We start from the raw sequence: 24,039 nt of genomic DNA, 5'->3' as shown, positions 1-24,039 counted from the left end.
ATCCCATCAAAATCTGGCGCATCAAATCCAGGGAGACGGCGATGATGAGACGTTTGGCGGCGAGCGCGGCGGTTCTGGCCCTGGCGGCGGGGCTGTCCGGATGTCTGATCATCGCCTCCGACGGCGGCGAGCGGACGGTGGTCGTGGACGGCGCAGCCCCGTCCGCGCCCGCCTATGTCTCGCTCTATACGGATGCGGTCGCCGATCCCAAGCGTCCGGCGGAGGAGGTGGCGCGCGATCCGCTGCGTCATCCGGCCGAGATCCTGGCCTTCGCTCAATTGGCGCCCGGCGACAAGGTGGCCGATGTGCGCCCCGGCGCCGGCTATTTCACCCGCCTGTTCTCGGACGTGGTCGGGCCGAACGGTCGAGTCTACGCCTTCGTCCCCGAGCGGACCATGACGCGGGAGAACCCGCTGGCCGACGCCCTGGTCGCCGCCTATCCGAACGTGACGCGGGTCAACGGCCTGCTGGACGCCATGACCTATGACCAGCCGTTGGACATGGTCTTCATGAGCCAGGAATATCACGACTTCCACATTCCCGGTTTCAACACCGACGTGGCCCGGATGAACGCCGCCGTGTTCGCGGCCCTGAAGCCCGGCGGCCGCTATATCCTGATCGATCACCAGGCGGCGGCGGGGACCGGGATCTCGGCGGTCCAGACCCTGCACCGGATCGAGGGCGACTATCTGAAGCGCGAGGTCGAGGCGGCGGGTTTTGTCTTCGAGGGCGAAAGCGCGGCCGTGGCCAATCCGGCCGACGACCACAGCCTGAACGTCTTCGATGCGGCCATTCGCGGCAAGACCGATCAATTCGTCTATCGCTTCAGAAAGCCGGGCTGAGGTCTTCAGGTTCGGGAGCGTCGGTCGAGCGGGCGCTCGCCTCCCGCGCCTCCCGCGCCCGTCTGAGGGCGCCGGTCTCGGCCCGGAGAAGCGGGCCGGGGACGATATAGTCGGCATAGGCCGGACGGCGACGGGCCTTGACCTGCCGCAGGAACAGGCGTTCGCGCTCCGTCAGGGGTTCGGCCTCGCCCGAGGCGATCAGCTCCAGCCGATGTCGCTGAAGCGTATAGACGAAGGCGTCGTCATGGCGGGCGCTGGACGGACGGCGAGGGCGCATCGGAGGCTCCTTCCGGGGCTCGGGTGAATTGGCTCTGTCTTCGCGGCGGACCAGCGAAGTTCGGGGAGGGCTCGGGACGCCGGGACTGCGCCCGGAGTGGATATGTTTTTACCGTTTCGGCGCAGGCGTCGTCCCGAGCGGCCGTTTTCCACACGCGCTCCGGCTGGCGGCCCTAGCCTTCGAGCCTTGCCGGATCGGCGGGCCGCCTTGCGACGGCTTCGCCGGGGCGGACATGCCGACGTAGGTCGACAGCGGTCCGCTTTCCTAAGCGTGCGGCGAGCAGGAGACGGCATCCATCGCCGCCCCTAAGGACCCCGGCGGTCTCCATCCCGCCGGCTTCATCGCTCGACCACAGCCCCGCCGCCGTCAGGGCGCTGGATCCGACGCCCTCCCCATCGGCGGGGATGGGAGGAGGTTACGCGCGATTGCTGGTATGGCGCGGAAGTCGGGGTGAGATTCTTTTAGAGCGTTGAAATGCTTGAGGAGAGACCAGCGTCATTGTGCGCGCATGGGTCATGTGATCGACCATCACAGACCTTCCCCCGCTTGCGGGGGAAGTGTCAGGCCGTGGCGCGTAGCGACACGCCTGACGATGGGGGAAGTCTTTAGTTCGAGCAAGACTTCCCCCTCCGACCCTGGTCCGCTGCGCGGACGCCGGGCCACCTCCCCCGCAAGCGGGGGAGGGTCTGCTGCTCCCGCGGTGGGGATGACCCTTGTCAGCGTCTGGCGCCGAGTCGCCCCCTCCTGGCGTTCGCTGACGCTCCCGCCGGTCCTCCCCGTTCGCCTCCGCGAACGGGGAGGTGAGAAGTCAGCCGCCGAAGCCGCCTTCGTCGAGGAAGGCCTGTTCCTCGGGCGTGGTCGTGCGGCCCAGGGCGGGGTTGCGGTGGGGGAAGCGGCCGAAGCGGAGGATGATGTCGCGGTGGAGGCGGCCCCATTTCTCCAGCTCGGCGTCGCCGGCGATCAGGGCCATGTAGCGGTCCTGATCCTCGAGCCGTTCGGAATGTTCGAAGGGGAGGAGGAGGAAATTCTTCAGCTCGGGCCCGACCTGGAGATGATGGCCGCGCGCCACGGCCTGGTTCGCGAACATCAGCGCCAGGGGGTCGGTAGCGAACTGATGCGCCGTGCCGCGGAAGCTGTTGCGCGGGTACTGGTCCAGCAGAATCAGCAGGGCCAGGGCGGTCTCGGGGGTCTCGATCCAGTCGTCGCATTCGCGCCGGGCGGCGGACAGGTGCAGATCATGGCCCCGCGTGCGAAATTCGGCGTCGAACGCCTCGTCCTTGGCGAACCACTTGTCGGGACCGGCCTCTTTCCAGAAGGCGACGACGTCGGATGGGGCTATGAAGGCGGTCATGAGCCAGATCCTAGCCAATCCGTTGCCCGTCTTCCATGACCGCGACTGCGACCTTTCGATCCTTCGCGGCAAGCGGGTGGCTATGATCGGCTACGGCAGCCAGGGGCGGACCCATGCGCTGAACCTGCGCGATTCGGGCGTGACCGACATCGTCGTGGGCCTGAAGGCCGGGTCGAAGACGCGGGAACGCGCCACAGCCGACGGCTTCCCCGTGATGACGGCGGGCGAAGCGGCGGCGGGGGCGGACGTGGTCGCCGTCATGACCTCGGACGAGGCGCACCGCGACCTGTGGCGCGACGAGCTGGCGCCGAACGTGCGGCCTGGGGCGGCCCTGGTCTTCGCCCACGGCCTGTCGGTGCGGTTCGGCCTGGTGGAGCCCCGCGCCGACCTGGACGTCATCCTGGCCTCGCCCAAGGGGATCGGGCCGCGCATCCGCGACCTGTACGAGGCCGGGGAGGGGGTCTTCTGTCTGTTCGGGGTGCATCAGGACGCCACGGGCGGCGCCCACGCCCTGGGCCTGTCCTATGCGGCCGCCCTGGGCTGCGGACGCAAGGGCATCCTCGAGACGACGATGAGGGACGAGTGCGAGAGCGATCTGTTCGGGGAACAGGTGGTGCTGTGCGGCGGGATCGCCGAACTGATCGATTCGGCCTTCATGAAACTGGTCGAGGCCGGCTATCCGCCCGAGGTGGCCTGGTTCGAGTGCTTCTACGAGGCCAAGCTGGTCACCGACCTGATGTACGAGCGCGGCATAGCCGGCGCCTTCGCCAAGATCTCCAACACGGCGGAATACGGCGCCTATCTGACCGGGCCGCGCATCATCAACGCCGCTTCGCACGCGGCGATGGACCAGGTGCTGGCCGAGGTGCAGGGCGGGGGCTTCGTGCGGGCCCTGATGGCGGATTACGACGCCGGCTCGCCCGACTTGCTGGCGCGGCGCGGGGCCCTGGGGCGGCGGCCGATCGAGTCGGTCACCGCGCATCTGAACGAGGTGGCGCGTCTGGCGCGCGAGACGGCGGCGAACGACGACTCACGCACATAGGCTTCGTCATCCTCGGGGGCTTCGTCATCCTCGGGCTCGACCCGAGGATCGGATGCGGATCGGGCTGTGCGTCCTCATTGAGGCAATGCGGCGGACGGCCCGGCCCTCGGGGAGAGCCCGAGGGTGACGATTATTGGATTTTGCAAAAAGAGAAGATGGTCGGAGTGAGAGGATTCGAACCTCCGACCCCTGCGTCCCGAACGCAGTGCTCTACCAGGCTGAGCCACACTCCGACCGTGGGGGCTGGCCTGGCGGCGTCGCCCCGAAGTGAGGACGCGGCTTATAGCCATGGGTTTCAGACCCCGCAAGCACCCATTTCGACCTTCTTTGCACGGGGCTTTGCACGGGGCTTTGCACGGGGCGAAAATAGTCCTGAAAGAGGGTGTTGCATCCGAAAACGGTTTGGCCTATCTGACCGCCTCCGCCGCACGAGAGCGCAGCGGTCGCCGGACCTGCTGGGGAATGGTGTAATGGTAACACTCCGGTTTTTGGTACCGTCATTCTAGGTTCGAGTCCTAGTTCCCCAGCCACCGCCCTCACTGGATTTGAGCGCTTTTGACCCCTCCTGAGGGAGGTGGGTTTTACACCGGGTTTTACAGTTGGCGTTCTGTTCTGGTTCTCTTGGAGCCTTGCGATCATGCCCAATCCGATCGCTTCCCCGGTGACGTAGCGGCGGGCGATCTCCTTCACCCGTTTCAGCTCCCAGCCCAGAATCGTCGCGACGTCATCCAGCGGCAGCCCCGCGAGGATGTAGCGGGTGGCAGCCGTCCCCCGCAGATCGTGGAAACGCAGGCCGTCGAGGCCGGCGGTGGCGTCCGGCCCGGCCCGCTTACGCGCCGCCTCATCCGCATCGTCTCTCGCACGCTGAACGCCGCTGTCTAGGCCGCGGCCCGGCGGCGTCCAGGGTTCGCCCTCTGAGGTCGCCAGCACGGTCGGGCAGGAGCCGCGCTCCAGCGAATCGAGCACTTCGCGAACGGCGTCGGTAATGGGCAGAACGACGCTCTTCCGACCCCGGCTCTTGCCGGTCTGCCAGACGATCGCGTTCTCTTTCACGGAGGACCAAGGCAGGGCGATCAGGTCGTTCTTGCGAAGTCCCGTCACCGCCGCGAGCCGGATCGCCGCCGCGATGGGAGGGTCAGCCTGGGCAAGGATGGTCTCAAGGTGATGCGGCTCCCAGATGATGTCCGCCCGATTGACCTTGTAGATGCGCGGAAAGTTGGAGACGGGGTTGGAGGCGAGTTCACCACGGTTCACAGCCCAGTTCAGCACCAGCGACAGGGCGCCCAGCAGTTCGTCGGCGGTCTTGGGGGTGTTGGCACGCTTGTCGCGCCAGGTGAGAAGGAACGATCTGGCCTTGGGCGCGGTGAGGGCGGTCAGCGTCAGCTCGCCGAGCTCCTCGCGCACGGTGTCAAGGTTTTTGCGTCGGTCGGTCTTGGTCCTAGGCGCGAGCGACTTGTCCTTGTTCATCAGGTCTAGGTAGCGCGTTATCAGAATGTAGACCGTGTCCTCTTGGACGACGTTGTTTTCAGACTTGAGGTGTGAGCGATAGGCGGCCGTGGCCGCTGACGCCTTGCGGGCTACCTCACGCGCAAGCGACTTCGCGCTGGAAGCTTGCGCCGCCAGGATTTGTGGACCGCCGCGCCAAGCGTACCAGTATTCGAAAACCCGGTTCGCCTTCGCGCGCTTGATCCTATGCTGGCTAAGACACTCGACTCGCATCATTGATGCGCGTGTCGCCCAACTGAGTGGGGCCGCCGACGTCAGGCCGGCTCTGGCCGGCATCGTCACGTCGCTTTGCAGTGTCGGCCTGTCTCACAAGGCCGCACTCGAAAGTGAGGAGTATCTCGTCGACAAGTACAGCCTCGCAGGAAAGCACCCGTTGGGACTGAACATGATACCCGGCGGTCATCAGCCGCCCCCCGTGATCAGATCGACGATCTCGGCGGCGCCGAAGACCACCACAATGCCCAGGACCACAATCGCGGCCCGACGCAGGTCGAACAGGCCGAACATCCACAGGACGCCCACGATGACCACGGCGAGGACGGCTAGCAGCCGCGCGGTGTTGCCGGTCAGAAGGTCCACCACGTTCTGAAGCAGCCCCTCCACATTGGCTGAGGCGAAGGCGGGTTCGACCGCCGCCAGGCTGGCGGCGCAGGCGAGGGCGGCCGTCGCCGCGTAGCGGCGTCGGCGGGAGACAGGCAGCGTCATGGCAAGGGGCTCCGGGAGGCGGGGAAAAGACGATGAGGCCCGCATCGTCCGGGCGGTCGAAGACACGCGGGCCGTCGGCGGGGAGACGGGGGCGGGCGCGCGACCGCGCGCGGTCGATACGGCGCCTTGGGGCGCGGTCAGGCCAAGCCGGACGGCTGACGCCTCCACCCGCGCGACATAGCCGTTGCGGAAGCCCCGATCCGGTCGGCCGGTATTGTAGCGCGACAGGGCGATCCGCAACGCCGCCTGTCGGTCGCTCGGGCGGTCGCCGGTTGGGCGATAGCCGGCTGCCAGTATCCTGGCGGCAGCGGCCAGATTGCGGCAGGGATCGAAGGCGGCCTCGACCGTCAGGCCCAGCCAGACGAGATTGCCGCTGTTGATCTGGGCCAGGCCGAGATCGAGGTCGGCGCCGCGCGCCAGCAGGTCGCGCGCGATCCGCCCGGCGTCGGCGCGGTCCTGGGGCCGCCGCGCCGGGCGCGGGCCGCGGTTGACTCCGATGGCCAGCGCATCAAAGCGGCTTTCCGCATGGGCGATGGCCGCCAGGGTTTGCGGCGCCGCCTGAGGCGCGCAGGTTTGGGCGAGGGTGAGAACGACGGCAAGGTCGAGCATGAGCGGGCTCCTTGAGCGCTCATTCAAGCCTCAAGGCGCGTCCGGTCACGACCCGTAGACATGCGGTGTGCAGCCGCCTCGGCGGACACGGGGGAAAAATGACCTGCCCCTGAGAAGTTCATGCACGCGGCGCTAGAGGCCGACCCTTGAAAGGATGGACGAATGAAGCGAGCGAGATTCACGAAAGAGCAGAACATCGGGATTTTGCGGGAGAACAAGGCCGACGCCAAAGCAGGTGAGCTGGCGCGCAAGCATGGCGTTTCGGAGGGGACGAATTACGCTTGGAAGGCCAAGTTCGGCGGGATGAGCGTGTCGGACACCCAGCGGCGCCGGGCGTTAGAAAACGAGAATGACAAGCTGAAGCGATTGCTGGCGGACGCGATGCTGGACAAGGCTGGACTGAACGATCTGCTATTAAGAATGGTAGGGCCCGTCGCGATGCGCGAAGGTTTCACTCGGATCCGAACGGTGTCCGGCATCAGCGAGCGGCGGGCCTATTCGATTGTGAAGGCGGATCGAAAGATGGTGCGCTATCGATCCTGTCGTCCACCGGATACGTCGTTGCGCGAGCGTCTGCGGGAACTGGCGACGGAGCGGTGTCGCTTCGGCTACCGGCGTCTGTTCTTGCTGAGACGCGAAGGCGATGCGTCGGGTAGCAGCGCCTTATTGGGACACGCAAGAAGCTTTGCCATCGCTTGTTTGAAGGGCAACGTCACGCCCCGATGAAGCTCGATCCGCCCAATCGCGGCATGCCTGTTTGCAGACTGATGTTCCGCCGATCCAGCCAGTCCATGTCCCTGGCTGTTAGTGACGCTCTCCAGAGGGACCTCCGCGAACGCGACACTGTACCTCGGATCGCCCAGATCCGCCGCAATAACGCGGCCGACGCGGCCCCCATGACCTTGTCGAAAATACTAGGTTGTCGCACCCTGTGACGCTCTGGCGAATGCGCCATCCTTCCCATGCTATCGGAAAAATACAGTCGCGAAAGTACTCGGAACTGCGGAGTGGAACGTCGTCGTAGACCGATCTGGGAATCTCTTTTTCGGGGCGAAGTTCATGCGTGGCAGGTGGCTCGGCGCCTGTGCTCGGCGCCGAGCCTGGCCTTAGTCAATAGAAGGTGCTGGGGTTGTTGGCGATCTCTTCTGCCAGCTTCTGATCTGCGGCGATTTTTTCCGCCATCGCAATAACGGCCCCTGCAGGCAAGACAGCGACGTTACCGCCATTTACGAAAGTCATTTCCTCAGCCGTAAGGTCGCGTCCGGCATTGCCGGACTGGACGAATTTAAACGAGTACATCTCGGTCTCCATTTTTGCAGGTTGCGCCACCCAAAATGGTGTGGGAGCAACTGGAGCGAGACATGAAGTTCTCAGTCTGTCAACAGCTAGACAGTGCGCATGTGATGTCCAAGTCATGTATGAAGCAAATGTCTTGTCTTTGGAGTGAGCAGGTGAACCGTCGCGCAGTCCTAAAGGCTTTAACTGTCGCGGCATGCGGAGGGGCCGTTGGGGCGCCGGCGTTGGCCGGGACCGGCAACGACGCCGCTTTGGGGGTTCTCCTCAACGCCCATTTGGACGCGTGGCTTGATCGGGACCCCGAAATGTCGATCGCACTGGGCTTGGATAAAGAACATGATAATCCCGCGAGGCGCGCCCTGCGATCTCGATCCGTTTCGGCAGCACGGTCGGACGAGCAACTATACCGCGCGCAGGCGAGCGCCCTAAAGGTCTTTCCTGGCAGGGGCCTGGGTCCGGCTATGAAACGGGATTTGGATGCCGCCCTCTATTCCACCTTGGGAGCGGCTGATCGGCTCGAGCGGTTCCCGTATCACGTGGAAACGGCGTCCTATGCAGGCCCGTATCCGGTCAGCCCCGTCAGCGGCGCGCATCTTACCGTTCCAACCCTGCTGGAGGGTCTGGAGCCCGTCTACGAGTTGCAGGACGCCGCAGCATGGGTCGCCCGTCTAGCGAGCTACGCCATCGCGATCGATGAGGACACTGAACGTGTTGCGAACAATGCGGCGCTTGGCGTCGCTCTGCCCTCCAACCTACTTGGTGTCGTATCTGCGCGCGTCGCCCGTCAACGCGACACGCCATCTTCTGACACACGAATGCTGCGGGTCTTCCGGGCCCGTACGTCTCTGGCGCCAGTCGGCGATTTGGTGGATCAAGCGGCGCTCCTGATCGACGGCCCCATCAGACAGGCGCTTGCAAGACAGCATGACGCCCTTGTGGCCGCAGAAAGAAAAAAAGAGAAACGTCTGCCATTCGATCAATACGAATACTATTCGGCATTGCTTGGCTTACATACTACCACGGATCTATCGCCCGATTATCTGCATCAGTTTGGCGTCGATCAGGTTGAAATGTTCACCAGCGAAATTGAAGAATTACTTTACGCCGTTGGCGGGGCTGGTGGAAGCATTGAGGAACAGTTGATCCGTTTGGGGCATACGTCAAACCATGTCTGGCCCAACAACGAAGCCGGACGCAGAGCCATTCTGGCCTCATTGGAACATCTGAACACGAACCTTCCGGAAACTGTTCGTGCGGCCTATCCAAATGTAGGCGGAATAAGTCCTGTGCGGGTGAAGAGATTAGGCAGGGAGTGGGAGGAGGCCGTCGCCTTGGGAGGGTATAGCCCAGCGTCCCTCGACGGCGAACGGGACGCGGTGATATCGATCAATCTTCGAAACACTGCTGACTGGCCTAGATGGAGGCTGCAGAGCTTTGGATTCCATGAAGGCGTGCCGGGCCACCATTATGCAGCGCAGATGGTGCAGAGCGGCGCGGTTGGTCACCGCTACAGAAGCTTACGTCGGTTCACCGCATTTGAAGAAGGTTGGGCCGTCCACGCCGAGCGCGTCGTGGTGAAGGCTGGCACGTATGATGACGAGCCTATTATGAAGCTCGGCTATTTGCACGGATCGCTTCTGCGTGCGAAGCGCTTAGTTGCCGATACGGGCCTGCACGCCAAAGGGTGGACACGCGAACAAGCCTTTGCTGTCATGGGAGGCGGCAGTGTGGCGACTGGTGATCGCGCTAGCCGCGAGGTTGATCGCAGCCTAGCGGCCCCGGGGCATGCCTGTGCCTATTCGGTCGGCGCCCATGTGATCGAAAATCTCTTGGAGCAATCGCGAGCAGCGTTGGGCAGCCGGTTTGTTCTCGCCGACTTCCATCAGGCCCTCCTCATGTCCGGCCAGTTGCCAATGCCCGTACTGGCTGACGCGATTGCTGATTGGATTGCGGAGCATCGATGACCGAGCAAGGCCCTATTTCGAGGCAAATCGAGCCTTTTACCGAAAAAGCCGTCTAAGCCTATAGACTAGAGGATGTGATATCGATCAACTCGTGCGCGATACGCCGCGTTCCTGAGTCAGCGCGCGGAACGCCGAAAGATTGTGTCGTGACCTATGTCGTTGTTTCGGAAACAAGCAATTCCTAGCCGGCAGGGTCTATATGGCGATGTGGTCCTGTCCACCCCTGTCCCTATGTGGTGGTTTTCCGGCCTCCTGGCAACAATCGCGCTTGGCGGCGTGCTTCTGATAATTTTCGGGGGTTATGCCCGAAAAGAAACCGTGTCTGGCTGGTTGGCGCCAAACGCCGGTCTCGCGCGGGTCATGGCCCCCACGAGCGGATCCACCATCGAAGCGGTTCATGTCGCGAACGGCGATCTCGTCGAAAAGGGTGCGCCGCTCGTAACCTTGTCGTCGGAACGATCTCTCGTAGGAGGGGCGGGGATATCCGCCACGCTTCTCGACGGTCTTACCGAGGAACAAACGTCGCTAACATCGCGCTTCGAAGGCGTTCCGGCGAGATTTGCCTCCGCAGAGGCGCAGCTTCGCGCTGAGCTTGCTGGTCTTGAGGTCGCCCTCGAACGGTTGCGCAGTCAAGCCGCATTGCAGGATGACAGAATCGAAATCGCTCGCCAACAAGTCGAGCAATCGAAGGTCTTGGTTGATCGCGGCTATGGCTCCCGGCTTGAGCTTCAACGGCGTGAAGCCGATTCGCTGGCGCAGCGTCAATCACTACAAGCCATCATGCAGCAGGTCGGTAGTTTGGAGGCTGAGATCGCGAAGGTTCGCGTCCAGATCGGCGCGATCCCCCTTGAGCGGGAAAATGAGGCGGCAAGTCTACGTCAAAGCTTGGCGGCTCTTGCCCAGCGGCGGGCTTCCACCGAGACTGAGGGGCGCTATGTGGTTTCCGCTCCGGTAGCGGGTCGTGTGAGTTCCGTATTGGGCATGGCCGGCGAAGCGGCCTCAAGCGAACGGTCGCTGATGACAATCTTGCCCAAGAACGGCAAGTTGGAGGCGCGTCTTCTGGTGCCGACCCGCGCCGCAGGATTTCTTAAGCAGGGCCAAGAGGTGCGGCTGCTTTACGATGCCTTTCCCTATCAACGGTTCGGGACGTATCGGGGCGTGGTGACCCAGGTTTCCAAGTCCATTCTGAGGCCCGAGGATCTCGATGGGCCCATCTCTACCAATGAACCCGTCTATCAAGTCGTGGTCGCCTTGGACCACCAGTCTGTAGAAGCCTATGGCGACCGGTTTCCGTTGCAGCCTGGAATGTTGCTCAAGGCGGACATCATTCTAGCTCGCCGCCGCATATGGGAATGGATGCTCGATCCGCTGTTCGGCGCTGTTCGGCGAAAATGAGGGGAGAAGATTCAATGTCGTCGTCTCGTGCGAGATCTGCGGAAATTGTTTTGTTATCGGTGGCGCCGCAATGTCCTTGATGAAGGAAGAGCGACTGAATTTTTCACGTGCTTCACGGCTTCCAGTGGTGTTGCAGGCGGAGGCAGCGGAATGTGGCCTCGCCTGCTTGGCGATGGTTGCTCGCTATTACGGACATCGTGTTGACCTCAACGGCATCAGGCAACGCTTTTCCCTTTCTCTGAAGGGGGCGCCGCTAAGGGAGCTCATGCGTATGGCCGACACGCTGCAGCTTTCACCGCGCGCCATACGCGTCGAGTTGGAGAGTCTCCAAGATGTGCATACGCCTGCGATCCTGCACTGGAACCTTAACCACTACGTCGTGCTAAAGCGGGTCAGGGGCGACCGGATAGAGGTGCATGATCCGGCGAAAGGCGCTCGAACCTATACGCTCCAAGAGGTCAGTCGGCATTTTACAGGCGTCGCATTAGAGCTGAGGCCCACGGTTGATTTCAGCCCGCAAGTCGCCCAATCACAGACTCGGCTTACCGACCTGTGGTCCCGCGTGAGCGGCCTGAAGCGTGCGCTGCTACAGGTTCTTGCCTTATCGACGATCCTCCAGCTCGTTGCGCTGGCCACACCGTTTTATCTTCAACTGGTGGTGGACGAGGCTGTCGTAAAGCTGGATCGCGAGCTCCTCATTGTCCTTTCCATAGCATTCGCAGCTGTTTACGTGTTGGGCGCGGTCACTGAGCTGCTTAGGGGATGGGCAATTCTCTATTTCGGGAATATGATGACCTATCAGATGGTCGGGAACATATTTCGACATTTGATGAGGCTGCCGACCGATTTCTTCGAAAAACGCCACGTCGGCGACATTATATCCAGAATGGGTTCAACCAAGCCGGTTCAGGAAGCCATTACCCAGGGATTTGTCGCTGCGACGATAGATGGCGGCATGGCATTGGTTACAGGGGTTGTGCTTTTCCTTTACAGCCCTGTTCTTGCGATGATCGTCCTAGCTAGCGTCATAGTATATACACTTGCAGTCCTTGCAATATACCCCGCAATGCAGAGACGCCAAGAGGAGGCCATTGCATCCTCGGCGCGCGAACAGTCCCACCTGATGGAATCTATTCGCTCCGTAAAGGCGATTAAAATCTTTGGGAAGGAATCTGAGCGCGAGAATTCTTGGCGAAATCTCTATGCCGAAAGCATAAATGCAAACGTCTCATTTGGGAAATATACCATAACGACAAATTTTCTTCAGTCTCTAGTTTATGGGCTTCAGCTAGTAATTGTTGTGTGTGTCGGGGCCTTTATTACGTTGGATGGACGGTTTACAGTAGGAATGCTCTTTGCATTCATGGCCTATCGTCAGAATTTTAGCCAAAGGGTTGCTGGTCTTGTCGGCCAGTTTGTTCAGTTCCGCATGTTGAATTTGCATTTAAACAGGATCGGGGACATCGTTCAGTCGCCGAAAGACGAAAGCGTGGATGTCCAAGTCCATAAAAATGGTGCGGACCATGGAGGGGCGATAGATGTTCGTAGTCTGAGCTTCCGATATTCAGCCAGCGATCAAACTATACTTAAGAATATAAATCTAAATGTAAGAGACGGAGAGTTTGTTGCTATTACAGGGCCGTCCGGAGGGGGGAAGACGACGCTGTTGAAGCTTCTTCTAGGGCTATACCCAGCGACGGAGGGGGAAATCCTGATCAATGGGATGTCCCTGTCGCTTTTCGGAGCGCGACGCTGGCGCGAAGGCGCTGGAGTGGTAATGCAGGACGACGCGCTATTCTCGGGCACGATCGCTGACAATATCGCCTTCTTTGATCCCGATCTCGACATGGAGCGCGTGAAGGAGGCGGCCAATGCGGCTTGCGTACATGACGATATCATGTTGCAGCCAATGAATTATCTTGGCCTCGTCGGTGATATGGGCACGACCTTGTCCGGGGGGCAGCGCCAGAGAGTAATGCTGGCTCGAGCACTATACCGCAATCCACAGGTCCTCTTCCTAGATGAAGGCACGGCGAATCTGGACGAGGAGACGGAGCGTCGCGTCGCGGATGTGGTGTCGGCGTTGAAAGCAACTCGCGTGATCGTCGCGCACCGACCCGAGTTGGTTAAGCGAGCCGATCGTGTGTTCGAGGTGCGTAACGGAAAGCTGTCGGAAGTTCGCAATCGCGCCATACTAAGTGCACCTGAGTCGGATTTGAACGCGTAAGGCGACAGCTTTGCGCGCCAGTGTCTTTTCCCGCTTGGAATAAACGTCATCAGCGGCGTCACGCCGCGTCACTGATGGTTATAGTCAATTCATCAACAAGCCCAGGCTACGGAGTAGAACTTGGCTATCCATGGCATCTTCGCCCGAAGCGCCGCGTGGCGTGTCTATCTGGCTAAACGTTTCCGAGAGGTGGTGCCGGAAAGCTTTCCCAAGCCCGACGATCCCAGGTGGAGGCAGTTTGGCTATGCTGCCATACATGTCGATGGCACGGGAGTCGTAGAAGAGAACGCATACAGAGCTGTATTTGTTGACAGAAAAACAAAAGCCGCTGCGGAAGCGGGCCGTAATCTGGCGTGCAATGGGCGACCAGGCGCTGATATGTGTGGCGTTTTTGCTGCGGCCGTTATCGAAGAGGGCGCCGGGCTATTGCGCCTGACGCGAGACCCCTTCGGATCCGCACGGATGTTCTATCGGGACGAGGGTGCCTATGTCTTGTTCTCGACGGATGCGCGTTCCCTTTTTGATGCGAACGTATTTGCAAAGGAAATAGATCTTGAAAGCCTCCTCAACTACTTAGTTTCCGGCCACGCAGTTCGCGGACGAACGCTTCGCAAAGGCGTTTACAGCCTTCCGGCGGGAACTACCGTGGAGATTTCTGCGGAACAGCCGCTGCGTTTCGACCAGTACTATTCAACAATAGGCGGGCGCGCCAACCGTCTCAATGAGGAAGAAATCGACGAGTGCCTCGAGCAAGCGCTCTCCACTGCGTGTGACGTATTAGCCGGGTATGATCGCCCCGCTCTCATGCTTTCCGGCGGCCTGGATTCTTCTTTGATCGCGCAGCGTTGTAGCGTGCTTGGCATTCCCCTTCAAACATACACAATTGAATATCGCCACGAATCTGAGGACGTGGGCTCACTCAATGAGGGTAATGCCGCAAGAAGCTATGCCGACTCGCTGAAATTCCCGCACACACTCGTTCCGTTTTCTGATGGCGATCTCATAGAGGGAGTTAAAAAGGTCATTGGTTATGCTGAACCGGCCAGCGCCTGGACGGCCGTGTCCCACTTGGCGCTCTGTCGTGCGATCCGTGACGACGGCTGCGACGCGATCGTCTCTGGACTCGGCGCTGACGAGCTATTTGGCGGCTACCGCAACGTCTGGGAGCCCTACAACAGGTTGGTAGCTCATGGACGAGGGCGGCTTCGATCCGACATGACAGCACTTGAATGGGCATTGGTCGATCCCATGGCGCCAGACGACCTGTTTTTCGGGGGTGTAGCGCAGTTCCTGAAGCCGGGTGTTTGGGAGAGCGCACTCCACCCATCGCTTCGGGGGTTTGACTTCGCTGAACAGCGGCGCGAGTTTTACAGGCGCCAGATGCAGATTGACCCGGGGTGTCATGCGTTCGCCATTGCAACCGCGCATGAATGTCAGAACAGAGTGCCGGAGTTGCTATTCTCATCGTTTGGGCCGGCCTATGCCGAATTTCGCCTTGAGGCAGTCTATCCGTTTTTGCATGGTGACATACCGCGGATTGTCTCAGCACTTACGGCGTCGCAGCGATTTGGGGAGGTCGAGAAGGGGCATGTCTCTAAGTTACCGCTCAGGCGGCTTGGCGCGGCGCTACTGCCGAAGGCGTTTCAGGCCCGGCCCCGAGCCGCGTTTGAAGCGCCGATGGGGGCATGGCTTCGAAATCGAGATCTGAACAGACTGGCTGCGGATGAGATTATTCGAGCCGCAGCACTGATAAAATATGTGCTCAATGATGTATGGGTTGAAGAATTGCTTGTTCATCTGAAAACGTTGAGGGAGCGGCCAGGAGAACCTATGAAACTCTCCACTATCGAACACATTTGGATCGTATTCACCGCTTCTGCTTGGATGAATCGCTGGTCGGATTAGGCATATAGCGGCATGACTAGCTTAACAGTTGCCCTTGTAGTCAGGGATGAAGAGCGGGTGCTGACCCGGTGTCTGCAATCATTGGAGGGGCTTTACGACGAAATTTGTATCTTGGACACAGGATCCGTGGACTCAACTCTGGACATCGCCAGGCAGTTTGGAGCGTCGATTGAGGTGGATCTCTCCTGCAATGACCCAGAGGGTCGGATCGTGGATTTCTCTATCGCGAGAAATGCGGCGCTGCGGATGGTGCGAACCGAATGGTTCCTGCAGATTGACGCTGACGAAGTCCTCGAAGAAGGGCGTGATCATCTTCTCAACGTCGTAGCCCAAGACCTAGATGACGCCGTACTTGTTCAGATGCGATCACTTGGATCCCAGTGGCTCTACCCGCGCCTGCTTCGGGCCCGTACGTGCCTGGGTTATCAGGGGCCGATCCATGAGTATCCGGTTCGGACCGGCAGCCACCGTTCGGAGCCGGCGATCCGGATTCTGAATCTGCCGGACAAGGCTGGGAAGGAGGATGGGGGTGCTCGCAACACGCGGATTTGTCTGAGCGCTGTAGAGCGAGATCCAGACAATGCGTGGATGTGGTATCGACTGGGGACGGAATATTCCCGGTCCAAACGCCACGCTCGCGCGCTTGTAGCTTATGAGCGGGCGTTAGAAACGGGAAACTTGGCCCATAGCCACTACAACGCGCTTTGCGGCATGATAATTGCGCTTTCTGGACTTGGTCGCTTTCGCGACGCCTTTGATCTCGCACGCCGTGCCGTCAGAGAATACCCCCGCCGCGCGGAGGCGATGTGCCTGCTCGGCGATATGATGAAGAATTCTGGTGATTTTGACCGAGCCAGATCATGGTTCGAACTAGCTGTGGGAGTGGGCGAGCCGCCAGTGAATGAACTATCGATGACCTGGCTAGCAGCGTACGGGCCGTACCCGCAAAGTCAGCTGAAAACGATTAAGGAGCTCTTCGCCTAAGCGAAGAACTCCTTTGGTCTCTCAAGAAGGCACTGATTTAATTGCAGCCTACTGGTGAGTATTGATCGGGGGCGGCGGCTTGTCGGTGCCGTCGCCAATCATGGCCACGTCGCTGCCGCCAGATACGAACTCGATCTCTTCTTCGAGAAGAGATCGAAGCTTGGCGTCCTCGGAAACATTCGAAAAGTCGCGAAACTCACTCATTTCATCCTCCGCGCATAGGGGCTGAGCAACAACGCCCGATAGAATGGCTACCAGCGATTGACTGGGTCGTCAAACAGTCATTGCGCTTCAGGGTTGGGTCAAGTGCTCGTGTAGATGCGCCCGATGTGACGCCCCGATTTTCTTTCGCGAAGAAGTGGGGATCTGGCGTGGAAGTCTCATTGCAACTGGGTTTTGTCGCCAAGACGGAGTGCAACTACGGCGCGGCGGCCAAAGGCGGCGCCGTAGTTGCAAGCCCCAGAAGGCCCGAAGCCAGATGATTGAGCAACTCGGGCTGGTGCTCCTGCCCCCAGCCGGGGCAGGCGTTGACGTCCACCACGAAAGGAGTGCCATCGTCGTTCAATACAAAATCGAATGTACCGAAATCCATACCCAGGCGCTCGGAAAGCCGTATCGTTTGGGCCCGCGGGCTGAAGTCGTCTTCGGAGGGAAGGGGGAAGCGCCTCGCGAGAACATTGTGCCGCTCGAGGCCGGGGTCCATCTTCTTGACCTGCTGCGGATTGATCGCCTCCGAAACGACCACTGCGTCTCCCGCCAGGTACGTGCGAACGTACCTGTCTTGACGGTTCTCAATGTAACGTTCGAGGACTAAGGCCGGATCATTGAGCGCGATAGGCGCTAGTTCATGAAATTCGCCCACGCGGTAATCAAAGGGCCTTTTGATGATTTTGCTGAGGGCAGGAACATTCTTAAATCGACGGATCGCCAACGGAAGGTCCCGTTCCGGCCGGGCGCCATAGTTGAGATCTGTTTTGAGAATGAACCGCCCGTCCAATTTCGTGTCAGGCGTAACTGACACCGAGGGTAGTCGCAGCTCCCGGCAGACACTTTGCAAGTGACGCTTGCTGATGTTCACCAAACCTGCGTTGACTACCGTCCATCCACGCATTTTAGCGTCCGCGACGAGGCCTAAGCGGCGTTCCGGCCAATGTTCGGTCAAGCTAAGGTTGATGTGGAATACAAGCAGCGATGCTTCGATACATTCGCCGAGGCGGGCCAAGACATCCGCTGCGGAGTCCGATGGTCGCGCATCAATGATTGCAAGATCCGCAACAAGGGAGGCCAGGAGGGACGCTTCTGGGGCATCCCACTGATAGGCTGTAATATTCAAAGCCCTGCATCCCGATGAGTGCCGTGTTGGATATTTGCCGGCTCGCGGGGATTCGTAGTGAGCGAGGGGTGCAAGCGCAGCGGGATTTCTGGCCCGCATTTCCCTTCAAACAATCGCGGACGCGCCACTATAGTCTGGAGGGCCAACGAGGTCTCGTCGATTGATACTTCGCCCAGTCTGACTCTTCGGAAGTCTCTCATCCAAGCATCGCGATGAAGATTTCTCAGCGGACTCGTAAGTCCGGTCTCTGGAGCGGTCGTGAGGGAATTTTTACGGCGTCGTCGAATGTAGAGAAATGCGTCTAAGTTAGACATTTTCAAACTTAGGCTTGCTCTTAATACAAACTGTAAATCGCAACCAAATGGAAGATGAGAAGAGAGTCCTCCCGTCGATCGAAAGGCGAGGGTGTTTATCATCATCGTCGGAAAGAACTGCGCATGTGCGCCGTGTTCTTTGAGCGCCAGGTTTACATCAAGAGGAAAGCGCCGCGCGCAGACCTTGTTCTCAATTTCGTCGAGTCGAAGCTCATGGCAGCCGGCGGCTTCGCTTTTGGTCGCCACAAGGTGAGTGAGCATGGCGTGCATACGAGTTGAAAGCGGAAAGTCGTCGGAATCCTGAAAGGCGATGTATTCGCTTTTTGAAGACAGAGCGAAATGTTGTCGTAATACGTACGGTCCCGATGGATTGGGACGGGCTTGCACAACATCAATATCGGTCGGCAAATCGACTAGGATGTCATCCTGGTCAAAGCCGATAGCGATACGAACAGCTGTGTTCTGGCGGCTTAGTCCGCGGAGGCAAGCGCGCAGATGGGCGGCGGGTCCTCGATGCGGGACGATCACGTCCACTGTTTTATCGATCTGTCCGGCTAGCTCAGGATCGTCTTCCATAAGTCGGTCGATTACCTCTATGGCGACGTTGAGCTTATCCTGGTCAATGGCGGCCTTGAGAATCTCAAAGCACCATCGCTCTTGATTGGGGTGACGGGAAATGAGCGATGAAATAAATTCACCGCTTGCGCAAAATGTATAAACGGGGCCGTCTTCACGGGCCTGATCTAACGGCGCTGGCAAGTAGGGTAATAATATACAGATCGTATTTTCCGAATGGCTGCAGCGATACAGCGCAAATTCGAGGAGATGTTCAGTTTGACTGTCAACGACGGAAACCGCCGGTGCCCCTGACGCCATGACAGTTCTAATGACGGTGTGTCCTGACATAACGTGACTTTCAGAACCGACGAGGATAATCACCGGCGTAGACCCACTCAGCGAACCATGGGGCCAAGTTGATCAAGGTTTCCTCCTGCATGGCGAGTTCGAATTCATGCGATGTAACAGAACGGCCGAGATTGTTGGTGGTGAAACGACGGATGCCACGCCAAAACGCCTCCTCGCCGACCAGCATCCGCAGTTCGTGCAAAAATACCGCTGCCTTTGAGTATTGGAAGCATCGCCGCGCTGCAATGGACGGGTAGGGGCCAGCGTAGGTTAGGGGAACATCCTTCCAAGTTTCCTTGCATCTGTTCCAGCGGCTCCGTGCGAGCTCGATCTCGTGGTTATAGGCCGGGTCACCCCACCGATGCTGTTTCCAGCTTGCGACCAAGAACGTGACCAACCCCTCATTTAGCCAGAACTCGGAAAGATTCTGTGCGGTTATTCGGTTGCCCCACCATTGATGGGCCAGTTCGTGTGCGACTGCCCAGTCTTCCTTGGGATCTGCAATCATCGCTTCAACCGCGCCGCCGCCGAGCACGCTGTGGGAAATCGCCTCCTGGGCCTCCCAGCGAGCGGGGTCGTAGAGCTGGCTGTAGCGGGGGGCCGGATAGGGGATGCCAGATCTCTGCTCGAAGTATGCCAGCATCGTACACGTCTCGCCAAAGATGGCTTCAGTTCGCTCGCGCGGAGCCGATGACAGGACGACAAGCTGCGCGGAACATTCGGTGGAGGGTAGATCGACGGCCTCAAGTTTGCCGACGGCAAAGCCATGGACGTAAGCGGGGAATGGAGCGCGGGTCCTCCAGTGATGAGTCTCTACTCCTGCGCCTGACGCCTTAACATTAACAGGTTCGCCTGGACCCAGACTTTTCATACCCGCTGGCGCCCGGATCGTGAGGTCAAACGTGAACCGATCTGCGAAATCTTCTTGACTGCACACCATCCAGTCGCATGCGAAATAGGTTGAGTAGGCAAGGGCCGGGCTTAGGTGAAACCCTCTGCCAGGACCCGCTTCATAATTGATCAGAAGGCGGTGCTCCGACCCGGAAAGAACAGGATTTGAGAGCGAAATGTCGAGAACGCCACCATCAATGGTCCAGTCTGCAACGCGCTTGCCGTCTATCTTGATGCCGGTAATTTGAAGAGGACCGCCTCGGAAGACGAGACGGTCTCCGCTCGTAATCGTTTGGAATGTGATGGACTGGCGTCCGACCAATTTTCCACCCGGTGAGAACGGGGCGATCTCAACGGCTTCATGGTCGATATCCAACGCCGCAAAGCCGGTCAGGCGAGAACTGGTTGTCGGGTCGCTGCGGGTGAAAGCGGCGCAGGTAGCTAAAGCGAGCGCCGTTGGTGCAAGACATGCCATGCGTAAAAAATGACGCATCTTCAACTCCGGTTTGATGGTAGTCCTATCCCGTGCAGATTGCATCTGCAATACTGCCCCGCTTTTTGTCTGGAATGCAGGCGGCGCAATGAAGGTGGCGTGTTCTGTCTGTCGTCCGGCGCCCACCGATGAAAGCAACTGCTCCAGAATGAACAGGATGTGTCATTTGTTTCATCATGATGGGGCCGGTGCCCCGCGCGCCCTTCAGACCAACGGCGAGGCGCTGCTGGTGCTGCAGTCCGCTCCTCCGAAGAACCTGAGAAATGGCATACTGGACCGGTGTATGGAAGGTGTGCGCGCTTGGGCGGAACGCCAAGGGTACGACTATCTTTTTCTGGAAGACGATTTTTTCGACATTCTTCCGGAAAGCGCTGCCAATCTTCCAACAACTAGTCGTCTGGCAGCGACAGACTTGGCGCGCGCTCTATGGGCCCGCACCGTTACGAAACAGGGCCGCAGTTTTCTGTGGGTCGATGCTGACGTGTTTGTCGCGGATATTTCGGTGCCCTTATTGAGGGGCGAGGGGGAAGAGGCTTTCTCTCGGGAAATCTGGCTCGAGAAAGTCTCAGGCCAGGCCGAAGCCATTCTGTCCGTTAATAACTCAGTGAGCTTTTACTCTCCGGATAGCTCATTTCTAGACTTTTATATCTCGTGGTGCCTCTCGGAAATACGGCGTGACGCCGTGCTTACCCGCTGCCACTTTGGTACACATGCCCTGACAGCACTTGCCGATGCAGTAGGTGTTCCTCTTATCGAGGGCGTAGCTACATTTAGTCCAGACTTAACCGAAGAGGTCATCAACGGAAGAAAACATCTTCTAGCCGCGCATGCGCTTATAATGAAGCGACCGATCAATTTCATAAATCTCTGTGGAAGCTTAACTACGTTTCCCGCGGCAAGCCTTGATTGCAGATTTGAATCACTCCGGGCCGGAGTTTTGGAACACAACCGCTTGGCGCGTGAAGGGGCTGAGGCATTTGGCTCTGCCCCGCCGGTCGTTCGCCGCAAACAGAATTTTCCGTTTGGATCGCCTTGGCTAGCGGCGCGTCCGATGTGAAGTCCCCAACTACGAGGGAGCGTCGCCTGTCAAGAACTGCTGGAGCTGGAGAAGTTTTTCACATTCATGCGCAAGATCTGACAGAGGATAGCGTTCCGACAGGGCTATATTGGCCATGGCCACTACGGATGTGGCGCGTGGCGACAACACAACTTCATCGCCGTCGATCGTAACGCCATCCGCTAAGGCTCTCATCCGCTGGAAATGGGTAATCTGGTTCTCATCATGGGTTTTTGGCAAGGCGCTATAGAGGTCGCCAGAACGTAGCATCATCGGTCCTCCTCCAATCGCTCCTTTGACCCCAGGCAGATGAACCAGCTCCATATCTTGCTTCAAAATGACAGCGCTAATAAATTCACAGGAAAGCGCAGCATTCATAAGGTTGAGTGACATCCCTGGCGTGAGCAGTGGAGCGGATGGTAAATTCTCTGGCGCCAATAGCACGTCGTCGATCCAGACGAGTGGGTGCGCGGGGCGTTCGTTCGGGCTTCGCATGGCCATTTCCACATCCCAATGACCCGCAACAACCCGCAATCTTTGACGATCTACTCCGAGCCCTTGTCTGATTGCTTCCGCGACTAGAGATACATTTCCAATTCCGCTGAGAATGGTTCTCCCCAGACGGTCGCAGGCCGCGTTTGTCAAATCCGGATAGCAAGCATTGATTAAAGCGGCGGGACGTCGCGCGCGGCCATTGGCGTCTGCCAGCATTAGCGTCAGCGTGGCTTGGAGCGGCAAGGTCAAGCCATATCCCGCCGCTCGGACCAGACGGGCCCAAGGAGTAGGGCGCGACAGCGACCACGCTGACTGGAAGGACGCCGTGTGGACTATGACATCGGGTTGTGTGTCTTCAATCAGCAGATCAAGAGCAACGTCGGCCCAAGCCAATTCCTTGCCTGCTGCTGTCAAGTGGTAGCCTAACGAGGAGGCCGCAGCGTTGACGACTGACGCCGCCCAATCCGCTCGCTCCCGAGAGCGTGATGCGATATAGACCTTGACTTTTGAGGTCGGCGATCTTGTGACAAGGGCTGCAGGCAGAGCCTGTCCTATGGAGAGGGCGAGGTTACCAGCCCCCGTAATAAGTACAGTGGGCACGAAATTCAGTCCTCGAACGAAAGCAGTCGCGCGCGAATATGATCGGCGGAGAGGCGCTGGGAGTTTCTCAAGTCCTCTGTGCTTCCAGATCCGCCCGCCCACTCGGCAGGCCAGCCCATCCATGCTTTCGGCAAGGTGGCTGTCGCTTCCGTCAACCGCGAGGCTAGACCGCCCTGCCAGATATGGTCCTCAATAACACACCACGTCGCGGCACCCTGTACAATCCGCAGGACCTCTTCATCCAAGGGCCACAGGCGGCGAACATGGAGAATACTCAAGTTCTGCGGTCTTTCACCGAAGGCTTCAATCGCCCAATGGCTGGACAGCCCATGAGTAAGAATCACATTGGGAGATGGAGGGGTTAGCCATCGCGCGTTCCCAAGCCGTCCTGGAAGGGGCGCGCATGAGTCTCTGGGCATTCGAATATAGGTCGGAGCCGGATGCGCCAGCACTTCATCGACGACAGCTTCAACCTCAGCCGGATCACCTGGCGCGAAGAGCCTTAGGCTGGGAAAAGTGCCGACGACCGCAAGGTCGTTGGTCGTTTGATGCGTTTTTCCGTTGCGGCCTCCGCAGCCTCCCGCGTGCGATCCAACGAGCGTTACGCCGAGTGCACTTTGGGCGACGCCGACGCGAATCTGGTCGTTGGCGCGATGGGCCAAGAAGGCCGCAAACGTGAAGACCCAAGGCTGTTGATTCGAGGCCGCCAATGCCGCCGCCATGGACACCATATTCTGTTCCGCAATGCCGCACATGACAAAGCGGTCTGGCGCCGCGTCCTCAAACAGATGAGCATCGTAGGAGTCTGCCAAGTCGCCGTCCAGCACCCAAAGTGTGTTCGACGGCTGCAATCGATCAACCAGGGCCCTGATGCAGGCTGACGCGAGCCTCATTCCTGTTCCAACTCCCTCAGTACAGCGACATACTCGTCAGGACTCAATCCGGAGCAGTGGAATCGGTCCGGAGCGCCTGAAATCAGAGATGAGCCGTATCCCTTGATCGTGTGCGCAAGGACGACCGCGGGACATCCCGTATCAACGGCTATGCGCAATGCGGCTTGTAGTTCATTCACATTGTGCCCGTCGCACTCAATGACGTGCCACCCGAAAGCAGACCACTTTTCGTCAGGACGCGGAAGCGGGGCGCGGTCCTCGTTATTTCGTCTAAAGCCCCACTCCTGCTGACGGTTCAAATCGACAATGGCGATGAGGTTATGCAGACGCATGCGGCCGGCAAGCATGGCGGCTTCCCAAACCTGGCCCTCCTGGCATTCGCCGTCTCCCAGGACAACGAAGTTGCGAACGTCCGCCCCTTGAGTTGCGAGCGCAAAACCAACCGCTCCGGACAGCCCTTGGCCAAGCGAACCCGTCGAATAATCGACGGCCGGAAACGACACACTGTCTGGATGTCCTTGAAGGCGCGCACCGTAGCGGCCAAATGTCGATAGCTCCGCGACCGGAAGTCGGCCTCGACTTGCCCAGACGCAATAGAGCGCCGCTGCTGCGTGCCCTTTAGACAAGACAAGTTTGTCTCTCGAGTTTTCCCGTAGCCAAGACCCAACCAGCGTGTCGAGAATGTCGATGACACTCAGCGAACCGCCGAAATGGCCTTCGCCGGCATTGTGCAACATCTCCACGAGCAGGCGCCGGGCCAACCGGCCATAGTCTGGCTGAGCGTCAGCCAATGTGACGCCTGTCTTATCTGCCATTTGGCGCACGAATGACGTCTCCAAGTCCGTGGATGCCTAGATTGAAAATCGAGAGTTGTCTATCGGGCATCTCGAAGGCGTCGGAAAGGCGCTCCGGCCTCCCACCGGCGAGCAAGTCCGTTGAACTGCAAAATTCAGT

At 59.4% G+C, this 24,039-nt stretch carries 19 protein-coding genes, 2 tRNA genes and 2 pseudogenes; 10 read left to right on the top strand and 13 right to left on the bottom strand.

Annotated features, from left to right (window positions below):
- The first annotated feature begins 41 nt into the window (after nucleotides 1–41).
- Nucleotides 42–842: a class I SAM-dependent methyltransferase gene (locus ACW170_RS13800; protein WP_492087217.1), complete on the top strand. Its 801-nt coding sequence runs from the start codon at nucleotides 42–44 to the stop codon at nucleotides 840–842.
- Here ACW170_RS13800 and ACW170_RS13795 read toward each other — a convergent pair.
- Both ACW170_RS13795 and ACW170_RS13790 read right to left on the bottom strand, forming a co-directional pair.
- A complete protein-coding gene (locus ACW170_RS13795; RefSeq protein WP_008260443.1) occupies nucleotides 826–1,119 on the bottom strand; it encodes a hypothetical protein in 294 nt (97 codons plus the stop codon). The two genes, ACW170_RS13800 and ACW170_RS13795, sit on opposite strands and share 17 nt — an antisense overlap.
- Before the next feature lie 808 nt (nucleotides 1,120–1,927).
- On the bottom strand, nucleotides 1,928–2,470 hold the full coding sequence (locus tag ACW170_RS13790) for a DUF924 family protein (RefSeq protein ID WP_492087216.1): 543 nt from the start codon (nucleotides 2,468–2,470) through the stop codon (nucleotides 1,928–1,930).
- On the opposite strand from ACW170_RS13790, the gene ilvC reads away from it, so the two are divergent.
- Nucleotides 2,469–3,512 carry a ketol-acid reductoisomerase gene (gene ilvC, locus ACW170_RS13785; RefSeq protein WP_492087215.1) on the top strand — a complete coding sequence of 348 codons (1,044 nt, stop codon included), beginning with the start codon at nucleotides 2,469–2,471 and terminating at the stop codon, nucleotides 3,510–3,512. The two genes, ACW170_RS13790 and ilvC, sit on opposite strands and share 2 nt — an antisense overlap.
- 156 nt (nucleotides 3,513–3,668) lie before the next feature.
- Here ilvC and ACW170_RS13780 read toward each other — a convergent pair.
- Nucleotides 3,669–3,745: transfer RNA gene (locus ACW170_RS13780), tRNA-Pro, on the bottom strand.
- A gap of 223 nt (nucleotides 3,746–3,968) precedes the next feature.
- Here ACW170_RS13780 and ACW170_RS13775 point away from each other — a divergent pair.
- Nucleotides 3,969–4,042: transfer RNA gene (locus ACW170_RS13775), tRNA-Gln, on the top strand.
- A 226-nt stretch (nucleotides 4,043–4,268) separates the two neighbouring features.
- On the opposite strand, the pseudogene ACW170_RS13770 reads toward ACW170_RS13775, so the two are convergent.
- A pseudogene (locus tag ACW170_RS13770) lies at nucleotides 4,269–4,979 on the bottom strand (tyrosine-type recombinase/integrase); the annotation flags it as partial.
- A 441-nt stretch (nucleotides 4,980–5,420) separates the two neighbouring features.
- On the bottom strand, nucleotides 5,421–6,332 hold the full coding sequence (locus tag ACW170_RS13765; RefSeq protein WP_492087214.1) for a TrbC/VirB2 family protein: 912 nt from the start codon (nucleotides 6,330–6,332) through the stop codon (nucleotides 5,421–5,423).
- A 162-nt stretch (nucleotides 6,333–6,494) separates the two neighbouring features.
- Here ACW170_RS13765 and ACW170_RS13760 point away from each other — a divergent pair.
- Nucleotides 6,495–6,986, top strand: a pseudogene (locus tag ACW170_RS13760) (transposase); the annotation flags it as partial.
- 456 nt (nucleotides 6,987–7,442) lie between these two features.
- Here ACW170_RS13760 and ACW170_RS13755 read toward each other — a convergent pair.
- Entirely contained in the window at nucleotides 7,443–7,631 is a 189-nt protein-coding gene (locus ACW170_RS13755; RefSeq protein ID WP_492087213.1) for a hypothetical protein, read from the bottom strand.
- Between the two features lie 302 nt (nucleotides 7,632–7,933).
- On the opposite strand from ACW170_RS13755, the gene ACW170_RS13750 reads away from it, so the two are divergent.
- The 5 genes from ACW170_RS13750 to ACW170_RS13730 all read left to right on the top strand — a co-directional run bounded on the left by ACW170_RS13750 (nucleotide 7,934) and on the right by ACW170_RS13730 (nucleotide 16,103).
- Entirely contained in the window at nucleotides 7,934–9,592 is a 1,659-nt protein-coding gene (locus ACW170_RS13750; RefSeq protein ID WP_492087212.1) for a DUF885 domain-containing protein, read from the top strand.
- Between the two features lie 153 nt (nucleotides 9,593–9,745).
- Complete coding sequence (locus ACW170_RS13745) at nucleotides 9,746–10,987, top strand: HlyD family secretion protein (protein WP_492087211.1); 1,242 nt, start codon at nucleotides 9,746–9,748, stop codon at nucleotides 10,985–10,987.
- A gap of 70 nt (nucleotides 10,988–11,057) precedes the next feature.
- Nucleotides 11,058–13,214, top strand: coding sequence for a peptidase domain-containing ABC transporter (locus ACW170_RS13740; protein WP_492087210.1), 2,157 nt, complete (start codon nucleotides 11,058–11,060; stop codon nucleotides 13,212–13,214).
- Between the two features lie 120 nt (nucleotides 13,215–13,334).
- Complete coding sequence (locus tag ACW170_RS13735; protein WP_492087209.1) at nucleotides 13,335–15,119, top strand: asparagine synthase-related protein; 1,785 nt, start codon at nucleotides 13,335–13,337, stop codon at nucleotides 15,117–15,119.
- Between the two features lie 12 nt (nucleotides 15,120–15,131).
- Nucleotides 15,132–16,103 carry a glycosyltransferase gene (locus tag ACW170_RS13730; RefSeq protein WP_492087208.1) on the top strand — a complete coding sequence of 324 codons (972 nt, stop codon included), beginning with the start codon at nucleotides 15,132–15,134 and terminating at the stop codon, nucleotides 16,101–16,103.
- Between the two features lie 48 nt (nucleotides 16,104–16,151).
- On the opposite strand, the gene ACW170_RS13725 is transcribed toward ACW170_RS13730, so the two are convergent.
- The 4 genes from ACW170_RS13725 to ACW170_RS13710 form a co-directional block, all read right to left on the bottom strand.
- A complete protein-coding gene (locus ACW170_RS13725) occupies nucleotides 16,152–16,307 on the bottom strand; it encodes a hypothetical protein (protein ID WP_492087207.1) in 156 nt (51 codons plus the stop codon).
- Nucleotides 16,308–16,521: 214 nt separating this feature from the next.
- Nucleotides 16,522–17,436: an ATP-grasp domain-containing protein gene (locus tag ACW170_RS13720; RefSeq protein ID WP_492087206.1), complete on the bottom strand. Its 915-nt coding sequence runs from the start codon at nucleotides 17,434–17,436 to the stop codon at nucleotides 16,522–16,524.
- Entirely contained in the window at nucleotides 17,433–18,689 is a 1,257-nt protein-coding gene (locus tag ACW170_RS13715; RefSeq protein ID WP_492087205.1) for a glycosyltransferase family 2 protein, read from the bottom strand. Before ACW170_RS13715 ends, ACW170_RS13720 begins: the two co-directional genes overlap by 4 nt.
- Nucleotides 18,667–20,178, bottom strand: coding sequence for a M1 family aminopeptidase (locus tag ACW170_RS13710; protein WP_492087204.1), 1,512 nt, complete (start codon nucleotides 20,176–20,178; stop codon nucleotides 18,667–18,669). The genes ACW170_RS13715 and ACW170_RS13710 overlap by 23 nt, the downstream gene beginning before the upstream one ends.
- A 28-nt stretch (nucleotides 20,179–20,206) precedes the next feature.
- Here ACW170_RS13710 and ACW170_RS13705 point away from each other — a divergent pair, with 28 nt between their 5' ends.
- Entirely contained in the window at nucleotides 20,207–21,097 is an 891-nt protein-coding gene (locus ACW170_RS13705) for a hypothetical protein (RefSeq protein WP_492087202.1), read from the top strand.
- Nucleotides 21,098–21,106: 9 nt separating this feature from the next.
- On the opposite strand, the gene ACW170_RS13700 is transcribed toward ACW170_RS13705, so the two are convergent.
- Genes ACW170_RS13700 through ACW170_RS13690 form a run of 3 tightly spaced genes read right to left on the bottom strand, consistent with a single transcriptional unit; the run spans nucleotide 21,107 to nucleotide 23,924 of the window.
- Nucleotides 21,107–22,192 (bottom strand): hypothetical protein, encoded by a 1,086-nt coding sequence (locus tag ACW170_RS13700; protein ID WP_492087201.1) that lies wholly within the window; start codon nucleotides 22,190–22,192, stop codon nucleotides 21,107–21,109.
- A gap of 5 nt (nucleotides 22,193–22,197) precedes the next feature.
- A complete protein-coding gene (locus ACW170_RS13695) occupies nucleotides 22,198–23,085 on the bottom strand; it encodes a transketolase family protein (RefSeq protein WP_492087200.1) in 888 nt (295 codons plus the stop codon).
- Nucleotides 23,082–23,924 carry a transketolase gene (locus ACW170_RS13690; RefSeq protein WP_492087199.1) on the bottom strand — a complete coding sequence of 281 codons (843 nt, stop codon included), beginning with the start codon at nucleotides 23,922–23,924 and terminating at the stop codon, nucleotides 23,082–23,084. Before ACW170_RS13690 ends, ACW170_RS13695 begins: the two co-directional genes overlap by 4 nt.
- Between the last annotated feature and the right edge of the window lie 115 nt (nucleotides 23,925–24,039).

The organism is Brevundimonas sp. FV2ps16 (genome assembly GCF_058681075.1).
This window is presented reverse-complemented; position numbering and strand designations above follow the sequence as displayed.